Below are 12,547 nucleotides of genomic sequence, written 5' to 3' on the forward strand. Positions count from 1 at the left end.
TGGGGGACGGACGCACCCGAGATTGATGCATCTCTTCAATGTGCCCGTTCTGCCAAATGGTCGTTTCTTGCCAGGAGCGGCGCAAATTGGTCAGGCCACTTCGGCCGGAGCAGAGATGGGATTTCACAGACTTTCATCCGGCATTCTCGACAAGGTTGTGCGGCAGATCGAGGAAAACGTGCTTGACGGCACTTGGGCTTTATCTGCGCGCCTGCCGGCCGAGCGCGTGCTCGCGGAGCATTTCGGTGTGTCGCGTCCGACCGTGCGTGAGGCGATCCGTCACCTGATCAGCAAGGGGATGCTCGAAGCGAAGCGTGGCAGCGGTGTATATGTGGTGCAGAAGCAGCTTCCCGCACTGACTTCGCCGTGGCTGCAACTTGTCGCCGAGCACCCGCCGCTGCGCGAGGAGACACTCGAGTTCCGAATGGTGTTTGAGTGCGCGGCAGCACGTTTCGCAGCGCAGCGCTCCACACCCGAAGAGCTACGCCGGTTGGAGTCTCTGCTTGCGCGGATGCACGATGCGGTGATCGGGCACGATGTCGATACCGAGGCGCGAATGGACGGTGAGTTTCACACCGCGCTGACCGCAGCGGCGCATAACCGCATGCTCGGGCAGTTCTATGCCAGCGTGATCACCATGTTGCGTGACCATATCGCCGCGAACACCTTCGACGCCACCGCGAACAACGCGAATGCAGCCGTGCAATCCGCCATGCGCATGCGCCAGCACGAATTGATTTTCCTCGCAGTGCGTGAACGCAATCCGGAAGCCGCGCAGCAGGCGATGTTCGCGCACATCGATTTTGTTGGGCGGCAGTTCATGCCCGCTACGAGCGCGTAAGGCAAACAAACGGCAAGGTTGCCGTCGCCGGCACTATCGTACTGATTGAAGACACGCCCCACGAGCGAGGCAGATCCGGCGTCGAGCACCGAGGCATGTCACGTCGGTTCGACCAATAGCCGCCACGAAGGCAATCCGCGCGAAATACCTTGTCGCTGCGACTATCGCTGCACATTCGTCATCACCTCCGCTTGAGCCGTGACCGAACCCGCGCCAGCTTCATGACGCAAACACGACACGGCAACTAAGCGCGTGGGTCGTGAAGCGCATCACGCCGCGCTGCGCTTTCGGCATGCGTTCACTGATCTCCGAGCGTCCCGCTAGACGCTATGCCGCTCTTCCAGGCCGCACTCTCGCGAACAGCGGATCGCCGTCCGCGAGAGCCCAGGCGTCCGGGACAGCTGCCCGGATCAGAACCCTGCGGCCAGGCCGTCGCGCCGGGTGTCGCTCGCGGCAACATAACCGCGCTCGGGGTCGTTGCGGTCGAGCTTCCAGATGTACTGCCCGGAACCGAAATCCATATACGGATCCTCAATCGACTTGATCGTATGACCGAGCGCCTGGAGCGCGCGCACGGTGTCCCGATCGAGCGTCGCCTCGACGTCGACTGTGAAGTCCCGATTGACCTTCCAGCGCGGCGCGTCGCACGCGGCCTGCGGCTGCTGACCGTAGTCGAGCATGCGTACGATGGATTGCAGATGCCCTTGCGGCTGCATGTCGCCACCCATCACGCCGAAGCTCATCACCGCTTCCTGGCGGCCGTCCACCTGCTGGGTCAGAAATGCGGGGATGATCGTATGGAACGGCCGCTTGCCGCCTTCCACCACGTTCGCCGATTTCGGATCCATCGAGAAACCGTAGCCACGGTTCTGCAGCGAAATGCCGGCGTCCGGCACGACGATGCCCGAGCCGAAGCCCATGTAGTTCGACTGGATGAAGCTCACCATCATGCCGCGCTCGTCGGCCACCGACATATAGATGGTGCCGCCCGCCTTCGGCATGCCGAAATCGAACTGCGTGGCGCGCTTCGGATCGATGAGTTTGGCGCGCGACTTCAGGTACGCGTCGTCAAGCATCTGCTCGGGCGTGACTTCCATCGAACGCGGATCGGCAACGTAGCGGTAGACGTCGGCGAACGCCAGCTTCATCGCTTCGATCTGTAGGTGCTGCGATTCGATGCCGTCGACCGGCAACGCACCCATGTCGAACTGTTCGAGAATGCCCAGCGCGATCAACGCGGCGATGCCCTGCCCGTTCGGCGGAATCTCGTGCACCGTATGACCGCGATAGTCCTTGCTGATCGGCTCGACCCAGTCGGCGCGGTAGTTGCGCAGGTCATCCATTGTGAGCGCGCCGCCGCCTTGACGCGAGAACGCGGCAATCTGCTCGGCGATCTCGCCTTCGTAGTACGCGCGCGGACCCTGCTCGGCCAGCTTGCGCAGCGTCTTCGCGTGGCCCGGAAAGCGCACCAGTTCACTCACTTCCGGCGCGCGGCCGCGCGGCATGAAGGTGTCGGCAAAGCCCGGCTGATCCTTCAACTCGGGCACGGCCGCTGCCCACTTGTACGCGACGACGCTCGCCACCGCGTGGCCGCGCTCGGCGATCTCGATGGCCGGCTCCATCAGGTCCGCAAACGGCAGCGACCCGAACTTCTGATGCAGCGCCTCCCAGCCGGCGATCACACCCGGCACCGTCACCGCATCCCAGCCGCGTTTGGGCTGCTTCGCGAGACCGTTTTCCTCACCGTACTTACGCTTGAAGTAATCGACACTCCATGCGGCGGGCGACACGCCCGACGCATTCAGCCCATGCAGCTTCGCGCCGTCCCACACCAGAGCGAACGCGTCGCTGCCGAGACCGCACGAGACCGGCTCGACCACCGTGATGGCGGCCGCCGCCGCGATAGCCGCATCGACGGCGTTACCGCCTTTCCACAACATCCGCAGGCCGGCTTGCGCCGCAAGCGGATGGGACGTCGAAACAATGTTGCGCGCGAAGACGGGCAAACGGGGGGTGGGATACGGGTTTTGCCAATTGAAACGTGTCATTGCGAACTCAAACGAAAGTGATGAGGGAGCCGTCGCCCAGCGAAGCGGTCATGGAATTCGGTTACGACTCGCGCGGATCGAGCGCATCGCGCAAACCGTCGCCGAGCAGGTTAAAACCGAGCACGGCTAGAAAGATCGCGATGCCCGGGAAAATCGACATCCACGGCGCCTGACTGACGAAGTCCTTCGCGGTGTTGAGCATCGAACCCCACGACGGCGCCGGCGGCAGTTGGCCGAGCCCGAGGAACGACAGGCTCGCTTCGGCGATGATCGCGGTCGCGATCGTCAGGCTTGCCTGCACGATGATCGGCGGCAGCACGTTCGGCAGAATGTAGCGCATGATGATCCGTGCATGGCCGAGCCCGATTGCGCGCGCGCCTTCGACGTATTCCTCAGCCTTCACGGTGATCGCCTGGCCGCGCGTCAAGCGGACAAAGCGCGGCATCGCAGAGATGCCGATCGCGGCCATCGCGTTGGTCAGGCTTGGTCCGAGAAACGCGGCTAGCGCGATAGCGAGAATCAGGAATGGAATCGACAACAACGCATCGGCGATTCGCGAGATCACGCCGTCGACGAGCTTGCCGAAGTAACCCGCCAGCAAACCGAGTGGCACGCCAATCAAGACCGCAATGCCAACCGATACGACACCAGCAAGCAGCGACGCGCGCGCGCCCCACAGCAGACGGCTCAACACGTCGCGGCCAAGTTCGTCGGTGCCGAACCAATGCGCCGCCGAAGGCGCCTGGCGCACGGTCATGAAGCTCGCCTGCACCGGGTCGTAATGTGACAGCCAGGGTGCGAATACCGCCATCAGGACGATGAGCAGCACGAGCGCCGCGCCAAGAACGGCAGCGCGATTGCGCATGAATTTCGCGATTCCGCGGCGCTTGCGGCGCGGCAAGCCGGCCGCCTGCGATGCGGCGCGCGCGTGAGCGGGGGTTGTGGGAGTAGCCATCAGCCGCGCCTAAGTCGGGGATTGAGGAGGACGTACAGAACGTCGGCGCACAGGTTCACGACGATAAAGAACAATGCGGTGACGAGCACGACGCCCTGCACGACCGCGTAGTCGCGATTGAACACGGCATCGACGATGAGCTTGCCGAAGCCGGGGATCGTGAAAACCTGCTCGGTCAGCACCGCGCCCGCCAGCAGTTCGCCGAACAGCAGCGCGAGCACGGTGACGATCGGAATCAGCGCGTTGCGAAGAGCGTGCTTGACGACCACGGTGCCGCGCAGCAGCCCTTTGGCGCGCGCGGTCCGAATATAGTCGGTGCGCAGCACGCTCAGCATCGCGCTGCGCGTGTGGCGCATCAACTGCGCGCCGAGCGACGCGCCGAGCACCAGCGCGGGCATCAGCATCGTCTTGATGCTCAGCCAGAAGTCTTCGGTCGGCGACACGTAGCCGGACGACGGCAGCAGATGCCAGCGCACCGATACGATGAAGATCATCATGATCCCGAGCCAGAAGTTCGGGATCGACATGCCAGACAGCGCGAAAATGTTCGCGCCGTAATCGAGCGCTCCACCGCGGCTTGCAGCGGAAATGACGCCGGCCGGAATACCGATACCGATCGCGAAGATCATCGCCATCGCCGCGAGTTGCAGCGTGACCGGCAATTTCTGCGCGATCAGCGACGTCACCGGCACGTCGGTTCGCAGCGACGCGCCGAGATCGCCGTGCACGACGTCGCGAACCCATAGAACGTATTGCGTCGGCACCGGCTCGTCGAGATGGTACTTGACGCGCAGCGATGCGATCAGCTGTGGATCCTGATCTTCCCCGGCCATCGCCGTCACCGGATCGCCGGGCAGCAGCTTCTGCAGGCCGAAGATCAGCATCGACACGAGAATCAGCGTTGGAATGGCGACCAGCATGCGATTGGCGATGATCCGCAGCATGATCGGTCAGCCTTTGATGCTAACGCCGCGCAGGCGGATCAGGCCGTCCGGATAGGGCGTGAAGCCTTGCACCTTCTTCGACAGCTCGAACGGCCAGGGCTGGCTATAGACATAGACGATCGGATCGTCCTCGGCGAGCAGCTTCGACGCCGCGTCGTAATCCGTTTTGCGGTCCGCCGCGGTCAGTTTCACGCGCGCGGCGTCGAGATACCGGTCGACTTCAGGGTTGCAGTAATGCGCGTAATTGAGGTTGCCGGCGCACGTATTGAACTGATGCAGGTTGCCGTCGGGGTCGACGCGGCCCGACCAGCCGAGGTACATCGCCTCGAAGTCGCCGCTGTGCGCGGCATTGAGCTCGGTCGCGTAGTCGGTCGGCCGCAGCTTCAGGTTGAAGCCGGCTTCGCCGACCATCGCCTGCATCATCTGCACGATCTGGCTCGACACCGTGTTGTTCGGATAAGTGAACTCGATGTCGACGTGCTCGTGGCCCGCCGCTTTCAGTAGCGCCTTCGCTTTCGCGACGTCGCGATGCGGCATTGGCAGCGACGCGTTGTAGTACGGGCTCGACTTCGGTATCGCCTGGTTCGCCGGCGTGAAGATGCCGGCACCGATCACCTGGTTGATCGCATCACGGTCGATCGCGAGGTCGAACGCCTGCCGCACGCGCTTGTCTTTCAGCAGCGCGTTGCTGCGCTTACCGTTGCCGACATTGAACGTCACGTAGTAATAGCCGAACCCGCTGACCGGCGCGAACTTGCCGCTTGCGTCGCTCTTGACCGACGCGACATCGGACGGCGCGAGGCGTTCGAGCATGTCGAGCGAACCCGAGCGCAGATTGGCGAGCCGCACCGTGCTGTCCGGAATGGGCAGGAAGATCACGCGCTGGACCGGGTATTTATCGGCGTCCCAGTAGCCGGGGAATTTTTCGAGCACGACTCGATCGTTCTGCACGCGCTGGACGAACTTGTACGGGCCCGAACACACCGGATGCGCGGCAACGCCGGCCGGATCGGCCAGCGTCTTCGGCGCGAGCATCATGCCGGCGCGGTCGGTCAGCGTCGCGAGCAGGGCCGCGTCCGGCTGTTTCAACGCGATCGCGACCGTGTAGTCGTCGATTACATCGACGTGATCGACCGACGCCAGTTCGCTCTTCCGGTTGCTCGTCGGCAGCGTGCGGTCGCGGTCCAGGTTCGCCTTGACGGCGGCCGCGTTGAACGGCTCGTCATCCTGGAACTTGACTCCTTGACGCAGCTTGAACGTCAGCGTCTTGCCGTCGGCGCTCGTCGTCCACGACGTCGCCAGCATCGGCACGATCTTCAGGTCCGGCGTGATATCCACCAGCGAGTTGCACAGCGACGCAAACACGATCCGGTCGACGAGTTGCACGCTGCGCGCGGGGTCGAGCGAACCGATGTCGTCCTGCAGGCCGATCCGTATCGTCTGGCTGGTCTGGGCCATCGCGGCAGTGGCGCCGAGCGCGAGCGCCGCGGCAATCAACATTCTTCGCATGAGGACTTCCCTTTCTCTTCTAATTCAAAAAATGGTGCGCTAAACGGCATCGGTGCGTCGGCAACTTGATGCTTCACTCGATCTTCATCTCGGCCAGTGGCTCAATCGCCGCCGGCGGCGGCCAGCGTTGCCTGACGGTCGCGGTAGATCGCGAGCCGCTCGGCCAATTTCGGGCTGACGTTCGTGAGCAGCGGCGCGCCGCCGCCGGTGTTCTGGATCTCGCGCCAGAAATGGCACGCCACCTGCCGTCCGTCTTCGAGCCGCTCGCTGACCGGCCGCACTTGCGCACAGTGCGGCTTCGCGTGCGGACAGCGCGTATGAAAACGGCAACCGGACGGCGGCGCAGTCGGACTCGGCAGATCACCGGACAACGCTGGCTTCGCGCGCCGCTCGTGCGGGCTGCTCGCCGGAATCGCGCGCAGCAGCGCTTGTGTGTACGGATGCAGCGGCGCGTCGAACAGGGCATCGACATCGGCCAGCTCGACAATCTCGCCCAGATACATCACGGCGACCCGATCGCTCATATGGCGGATCACCGCGAGGTCATGCGCAACCATGATCAGCGTGAGGCCGAGATTCTGTTTCAGTGTTTCGAGCAGATTGATCACCTGCGCCTGCACCGAGACGTCGAGCGCCGACACCGGCTCATCGCCGACGATCAGCTTCGGCTCGCCGGCCAAAGCGCGGGCAATGCCGATCCGTTGTCGCTGGCCGCCCGAGAATTCGTGCGGGTAACGGTCCGCATAGGCCGGTTGCAGGCCAACCGTGCGCAGCAGTTGCGCAACGCGCTCGCGGTGCTCGACGCCGTTGCGCGCGAGCCCGTGCAGCGCGATCGGCTCGCCGACGATCTGACCGATCGTCATGCCCGGATTCAGCGAGGCGAACGGATCCTGAAAGATAATCTGCATTTCGCGACGCAGCCGCCGCAGCAGCGCGCCTTGCTGGTGGGTGATGTCCACGCCTTGATAGAACACCCGGCCGTCTGTCGAGTCGATCAGACGGAGCAGGAGTCGGCCCAGCGTGGACTTGCCACAGCCAGACTCGCCGACGATCGCGAACGTCTCGCCGGCGTTGACCGCGAACGACACGTCGTTGACCGCATAGACAGTGGGCGTGCGCGTGAAGAGATGCCGCGCACCGCCAAAATGCTTCGTCAGTGCGCGCGCCTCGATGATCGGCGACGGCGAACTCGAGGCCGGGTCCGCATGCGGCGTTGCTGGAGTCAACCTCGTCATGCGAATTCCTTGCGTGATAGCGGCGCGGCGACCTGTTCGACCGGCGCTAGCCAGCAGGCGACGCGATGCACACCGTCGATCACCTTGTCGGGCGGCGCGGCGTCGATGCAGCGTTGCTCCGCGAACGGACAGCGCGGCGCGAAGCGGCAGCCATGCGGCATCATCTCGGGCGACGGCACGGAACCGCGGATCGTCGCGAGCGCGCCTTCACGCTTGCCGACCGACGGAATCGCGCCCATTAGTCCGATCGTGTAGGGATGTTGCGGGTCGTCGAACAGATCGGCGACGGTGCCGTATTCGACGATGCACCCCGCGTACATCACCGCGACATGGTCGGCGACTTCCGCGACGACGCCGAGGTCATGCGTGATCAACACCATCGCGGTGCCGGTCTCGGCTTGCAGATTCTTCACGAGTGACAGCACCTGCGCCTGGATCGTCACGTCCAGCGCGGTGGTCGGCTCGTCGGCGATCAACAGGCGCGGGCGATTCGCGAGCGCCATCGCGATCATCACGCGTTGGCGCATGCCGCCGGAAAGCTGATGCGGGTACGCGTCCAGCCTCGTTTCCGGCGCCGGGATCCGCACGAGCCGCAACATCTCGAGCGCTTGCTCGCGCGCCTGGCCGCGCTCGACATGGCGATGCCGCCGGATGCTTTCGCCGATCTGCTCGCCGACGGTGAACGCCGGGTTCAGCGACGTCATCGGCTCCTGGAAGATCATCGACAGCCGGTTGCCGCGAATATCGGCCAGTTCGCGCTCGGACAGTGAGAACAGGTCCCGGCCTTCGAAGTGCGCGGTACCGCCGACGCGGTGCGCAGGCGGGCTTGCGAGCAGACCCATCAGCGCGAGCGACGTCACACTCTTGCCGCAGCCCGATTCACCGACGATGCAAAGCGTCTCGCCAGGGCCGACTGAAAACGACACGTCGTGCACGAGGTTCGGCACCTCGGCCGCGCGCGAGAACTTCAACGAGAAGCCGCGGACCTCCAGGACCGGTCGACGGTCGGCATCGGGCATGCTTGAAAGCTCCATATCGGACTAATGGTCCTGTTCAATGCGGACGTTCTGGGGCGATTATCTGGTGCGCTTTACGTTGGAAAATATTAATATTTCTTGGTCACACTTAAATTTTACTTGTGGATGGGCAATGCCAACGCTGCGCATGTTGAGGACCTTCCGGGCCGTCGCACGAACCGGATCATTCGCCGCCGCGGCCGAGAGCGTCGCGCTGACGCAGGCGGCGGTGAGCTTGCAGATGCGCGCGCTCGAGCAGGCACTCGGCCGCCAGCTGTTCGATCGCAGCGGGCGGCAGATCGCATTGAACCGGCATGGGCAAGAGATCTGGCCGAAAGTCGAGCAGATTTTCGATCTGCTGACCGAGCTCGAGGGAACGCCGACGGATTCGATGGTCGGACCGGTGACGATCGGCGCCGTGGTATCGGTGATCGGCGCGCTGTCGCTGGTCGTCGCGCGGCTGAAGGCCGCCCATCCGCAACTGGATGTGCGGCTGCTATCGTCGCGCTCCGACGAACTGGCCAAGATGGTTGAGGCGGGAGAGGTCGATATCGCGGCGATCGTCGCGCGTGCCGACATCACGCTGCCCGACACGCTGAAGTGGACGACGCTCTGCACGGAGCCGCTGATGCTGATAGTCAGCCGCAAAATCACCGATACCGATCCGCAGCGCATCCTGCTCAGCCACCCCTTTCTGCGCTTCGACCGTCGGGTGCGCACCGGGCGCGTCGTGGAGCATGCCTTGCAGGCGGCAGGCCTCGCGGTCAACGAGTACCTCGAACTCAATTCGATCGAGACGATCGTGGCGCTGGTGCGCGAAAATATCGGCGTCACGGTGCTGCCACTTCTGCACCGCGGCAACTGGCACAACGATCCGTCGCTACGCGTGCTGTCGATTTCGAATTCACCGGTATTGCGCACGGTCGGCATGATCCATCGCGCGTCGTATGACAGACGCGCCATCACGCAGGCGATTATCGATACGCTGCACGGCAGTTAGGCGGCCCAGCTGTACGCGTGGGGTTGGCTGGCGAGAAGAGAAGAAAGGTGATCGGGAGGCCGGTTAACTGAACCGTTTACCGGTGTGCAATCTGAGCGCGCTCGTCGACCACACCGGCAGGCAGATCCCCGACGCGCTCACAGCGATGACGCGACAATTCCGCGCGACTGCACGCCGCCCATGCCTTGCTCAGGCGCCACGAAGTTTCACGACTTATCCGACGGCCGCGGAGTCAGCATCAGCGCCAGCACCGCGACCCCAATCACCAGCAACACGCCGCCATACACGGTGTCGTTGCGGGTGTCGAACAGAACGCCGTGAATGACCATCGCCATGCCGGCGAGCGCGACGAACACCGCGATGGCCGCGAACACGATCCGACGTTCGGCGTGAATCATGGCGCTCTCCCGCAAGATGGTTGGTGCCGTAAGACGCACAGGAACAACGGAAGACTTCCAACCACGCACTATTCTCTTTCTATCGACGACAAATCGCGCAGGAAGTCGAGCCGAAACCTCAATCTATCGTAGATGGCGATCGGCCAATAGTAAATACGGATACCGCCTGGCTGCCCTCATACCCAAGGCGGCGGTCTGAGCGCAGCGCAGGCTTTCTTCGGATTGAATGTGTACTCAGGGATGCAGACGATCGACTGCTAAGGTGGCTCATAATTACACGCCACGAGCCGGCGCTGATTGAACGCCTAAAACTTGGGATGACATTCGAAATTCATAGACGACCCATGCTCCGTCAGCACTTGCACGCCGCTGACGGTTTCCGTCGTCACGCTGGCTTGCATGCCGCGACGCTCGCAGTAATCGCGCGCCTGGTTCATGGCCTGTTCGTGCGCGCGCGCCCACGCCATGCGTCCACCGGTAGCGCTTGCCGCGACTGTATAGGTGTTGGGCTTGCTGGTGGCCACCACGTCGCTGGACGTGGCGCATCCCATCAGACTCGCGCACGCGGCGATGGCCACGACAAGGGCGCGCGCGCGTCCCGACAGCGGGTATCGCTCGTTGAGCGCGCCGAATGCCGCCGCCCGCCCGGGCGTGCGGTCCGAGACTGAGTTGAACATGTGTCACCTGCACTTCATTACGGATTAGTCGATATCGAATTATCCGTAATCGCGCGCAAGAGATCAGCCTCGCCATCTGAAAACACTGTTGCTTGCGCCTAAACAATCGCACACAGCGAGTCCACTCGGCTCTAACACGACATCAATTCGACCGCCTGTCACGCGTTCTATTGACGCAGGATCGTCGCACGCGCCAACGGTGGCCGCGTTATCTCGCGCCGTCCGTCCAACGCGAACGGGTCGGCACAGTCGTTGCTGTCGGTTCCCGTGTGAGCGCGCTCGGCACCTTTCCGCAGGCCCTGCCCCATCTAACGCTGATCAGCGCGGCCGGTCAGCTCGATCGCAACCTCGATAAGGTCCACACTCCGTGGACCTGAGCGCGGCGCGCCGCGCAAAAAACTTCCGCAATCGCACCTCAGCGTCTAGTCTGTAACCACACCATTCCAACCAGACCGGACATGAACCGGAGGAGACAGTCGATGGATCTCGAAGCACGCACCATGAAACGCGTAACGGTTCGGCTCGTGCCGTTCCTGATGCTCTGCTATTTCATAGCCTATCTCGACCGCGTCAACGTCGGCTTTGCTGCGTTGCAAATGAACAAGGCGCTCGGCTTTTCCGCGAGCGCTTTCGGTTTCGGCGCCGGGATTTTCTTCATCGCCTACTTTTTCTTCGAGGTGCCGTCCAATCTGCTGCTGGAGAAATTCGGTGCGCGCCGCTGGATCGCGCGAATCATGTTCACATGGGGCATTCTCGCGGGCGCGATGGCGTATATCCCAGATATTGCGCGTTACACGGGGTTTTCGGCCGCGCACGTGTTTTACGGCCTGCGTATTCTGCTGGGCGTGGCGGAAGCCGGCTTTTTTCCCGGCATTATCTTCCTGCTCACCTTGTGGTTCCCCGCCGCGTATCGCGGCCGTGTGGTCGGCTATTTCATGGCGGCCATTCCGCTGTCCACCGTGATCGGCGGGCCGATTTCCGGCGCCTTGCTGTCGATGGACGGCTTCGCCGGACTGGCCGGCTGGCAATGGGTCTATCTAATCGAGGCGGCGCCCGCGCTAGTGCTCGCGTTCGCGGTGCTCTACTACCTGACCGACAAGCCTGCCGACGCTAACTGGCTCGCCGCAGACGAGCGCAACTGGCTGGTCGCGCGCCAGAAACAGGAGCGCGATCATCGCGAAGCCGTGCATGCTTTCAGCGTGAAAGAAGCGCTCTTCAATCCGCGCGTGCTCGCGGTCGCACTGATCTATTTCGGTGCGAACGCAACCAACTACGGGCTGAGTTTCTTCCTGCCGCAGATCGTCAAATCGTTCGGCCTCACCAACCTGCAGACAGGCTTCGTGACGTCGCTGCCGTACATCGTCGGCGTAATCAGCATGGTGTTCTGGGGACGGCATTCGGACCGCAAGCTCGAGCGCAAACGGCACGTGGCGTTCGCACTGCTGGTGGCGGCCGGCGGCATCGCCGCGGCTGCCGGGCTCGACAATCCGGTGCAGAAGATGATCGCGCTGTCGATCGCCGGGTTCGGCATCTTCGGCTGCCTGCCGGTGATCTGGACCCTGCCGGCCGCATTCCTGTCGGGTGCGGCGGCGGCGGGCGGCATCGCCGCGGTCAACTCGCTTGGCAATCTCGCGGGCTTTTTCGGACCCTACGCGATGGGCTGGATCAAGGACAGCACCGGCGGCTTCGGCGCGGGTCTGTTGTGTCTGTCGGGCGCGGGACTCGTCGGGGTGGCGGCCGTTCTGCTGCTGCATCACGACGCTTCGCTCGAAGCGTCGTCCGGTTTTTCGGAACCTGACATCGCGGACGGCGCGGAGGCGGCGCGGCCCTAGACGCGATTATTTCCGCCGCGACCGGAACGGAACGGGCCACGCCGTGAAAGGCGGGGGCCGGTGCATATGAAGGCGCGCCGCGGCCGCGCGCC

General features: G+C 63.6%; 11 protein-coding genes. 3 read left to right on the top strand and 8 right to left on the bottom strand.

The window, feature by feature from the left end; genetic code table 11:
• The first annotated feature begins 115 nt into the window (after positions 1 to 115).
• Positions 116 to 841, top strand: coding sequence for a FadR/GntR family transcriptional regulator (locus tag P0D70_RS29735; protein WP_091794176.1), 726 nt, complete (start codon positions 116 to 118; stop codon positions 839 to 841).
• 410 nt (positions 842 to 1,251) lie between these two features.
• Here the strand turns inward: P0D70_RS29735 and P0D70_RS29740 are convergent, their stop codons facing one another.
• The 6 genes from P0D70_RS29740 to P0D70_RS29765 all read right to left on the bottom strand — a co-directional run bounded on the left by P0D70_RS29740 (position 1,252) and on the right by P0D70_RS29765 (position 8,551).
• A complete protein-coding gene (locus P0D70_RS29740) occupies positions 1,252 to 2,889 on the bottom strand; it encodes a gamma-glutamyltransferase family protein (RefSeq protein ID WP_408187073.1) in 1,638 nt (545 codons plus the stop codon).
• 61 nt (positions 2,890 to 2,950) lie between these two features.
• On the bottom strand, positions 2,951 to 3,844 hold the full coding sequence (locus P0D70_RS29745; protein ID WP_408187074.1) for an ABC transporter permease: 894 nt from the start codon (positions 3,842 to 3,844) through the stop codon (positions 2,951 to 2,953).
• Positions 3,844 to 4,788: an ABC transporter permease gene (locus P0D70_RS29750; protein WP_408187075.1), complete on the bottom strand. Its 945-nt coding sequence runs from the start codon at positions 4,786 to 4,788 to the stop codon at positions 3,844 to 3,846. Before P0D70_RS29750 ends, P0D70_RS29745 begins: the two co-directional genes overlap by 1 nt.
• 6 nt (positions 4,789 to 4,794) lie before the next feature.
• The gene (locus P0D70_RS29755; protein WP_408187076.1) at positions 4,795 to 6,297 is read right to left on the bottom strand and encodes an ABC transporter substrate-binding protein; all 1,503 of its coding nucleotides are present in this window, start codon (positions 6,295 to 6,297) and stop codon (positions 4,795 to 4,797) included.
• Between the two features lie 101 nt (positions 6,298 to 6,398).
• Positions 6,399 to 7,532: an ABC transporter ATP-binding protein gene (locus P0D70_RS29760; protein WP_408187077.1), complete on the bottom strand. Its 1,134-nt coding sequence runs from the start codon at positions 7,530 to 7,532 to the stop codon at positions 6,399 to 6,401.
• On the bottom strand, positions 7,529 to 8,551 hold the full coding sequence (locus P0D70_RS29765) for an ABC transporter ATP-binding protein (RefSeq protein WP_408187078.1): 1,023 nt from the start codon (positions 8,549 to 8,551) through the stop codon (positions 7,529 to 7,531). Before P0D70_RS29765 ends, P0D70_RS29760 begins: the two co-directional genes overlap by 4 nt.
• Before the next feature lie 130 nt (positions 8,552 to 8,681).
• On the opposite strand from P0D70_RS29765, the gene P0D70_RS29770 reads away from it, so the two are divergent.
• A complete protein-coding gene (locus P0D70_RS29770) occupies positions 8,682 to 9,548 on the top strand; it encodes a LysR substrate-binding domain-containing protein (protein ID WP_408187080.1) in 867 nt (288 codons plus the stop codon).
• A 206-nt stretch (positions 9,549 to 9,754) separates the two neighbouring features.
• Here the strand turns inward: P0D70_RS29770 and P0D70_RS29775 are convergent, their stop codons facing one another.
• Complete coding sequence (locus tag P0D70_RS29775) at positions 9,755 to 9,946, bottom strand: DUF2964 family protein (protein ID WP_408187082.1); 192 nt, start codon at positions 9,944 to 9,946, stop codon at positions 9,755 to 9,757.
• A gap of 305 nt (positions 9,947 to 10,251) precedes the next feature.
• Entirely contained in the window at positions 10,252 to 10,623 is a 372-nt protein-coding gene (locus P0D70_RS29780) for a hypothetical protein (protein WP_091794194.1), read from the bottom strand.
• A gap of 479 nt (positions 10,624 to 11,102) precedes the next feature.
• Here P0D70_RS29780 and P0D70_RS29785 point away from each other — a divergent pair, with 479 nt between their 5' ends.
• The gene (locus tag P0D70_RS29785; protein WP_408187084.1) at positions 11,103 to 12,455 is read left to right on the top strand and encodes an MFS transporter; all 1,353 of its coding nucleotides are present in this window, start codon (positions 11,103 to 11,105) and stop codon (positions 12,453 to 12,455) included.
• Positions 12,456 to 12,547 lie beyond the last annotated feature (92 nt).

Source organism: Paraburkholderia sp. RL17-381-BIF-C (assembly GCF_046026435.1).
Lineage (GTDB): Bacteria > Pseudomonadota > Gammaproteobacteria > Burkholderiales > Burkholderiaceae > Paraburkholderia.

Coding starts and splice junctions, on each gene's coding strand:
- P0D70_RS29735 (WP_091794176.1), top strand. CDS start 116: ATGGGATTTCACAGACTTTCATCCGGCATTCTCGACAAGGTTGTGCGG.
- P0D70_RS29740 (WP_408187073.1), bottom strand. CDS start 2,889: ATGACACGTTTCAATTGGCAAAACCCGTATCCCACCCCCCGTTTGCCC.
- P0D70_RS29745 (WP_408187074.1), bottom strand. CDS start 3,844: ATGGCTACTCCCACAACCCCCGCTCACGCGCGCGCCGCATCGCAGGCG.
- P0D70_RS29750 (WP_408187075.1), bottom strand. CDS start 4,788: ATGCTGCGGATCATCGCCAATCGCATGCTGGTCGCCATTCCAACGCTG.
- P0D70_RS29755 (WP_408187076.1), bottom strand. CDS start 6,297: ATGCGAAGAATGTTGATTGCCGCGGCGCTCGCGCTCGGCGCCACTGCC.
- P0D70_RS29760 (WP_408187077.1), bottom strand. CDS start 7,532: ATGACGAGGTTGACTCCAGCAACGCCGCATGCGGACCCGGCCTCGAGT.
- P0D70_RS29765 (WP_408187078.1), bottom strand. CDS start 8,551: ATGCCCGATGCCGACCGTCGACCGGTCCTGGAGGTCCGCGGCTTCTCG.
- P0D70_RS29770 (WP_408187080.1), top strand. CDS start 8,682: ATGCCAACGCTGCGCATGTTGAGGACCTTCCGGGCCGTCGCACGAACC.
- P0D70_RS29775 (WP_408187082.1), bottom strand. CDS start 9,946: ATGATTCACGCCGAACGTCGGATCGTGTTCGCGGCCATCGCGGTGTTC.
- P0D70_RS29780 (WP_091794194.1), bottom strand. CDS start 10,623: ATGTTCAACTCAGTCTCGGACCGCACGCCCGGGCGGGCGGCGGCATTC.
- P0D70_RS29785 (WP_408187084.1), top strand. CDS start 11,103: ATGGATCTCGAAGCACGCACCATGAAACGCGTAACGGTTCGGCTCGTG.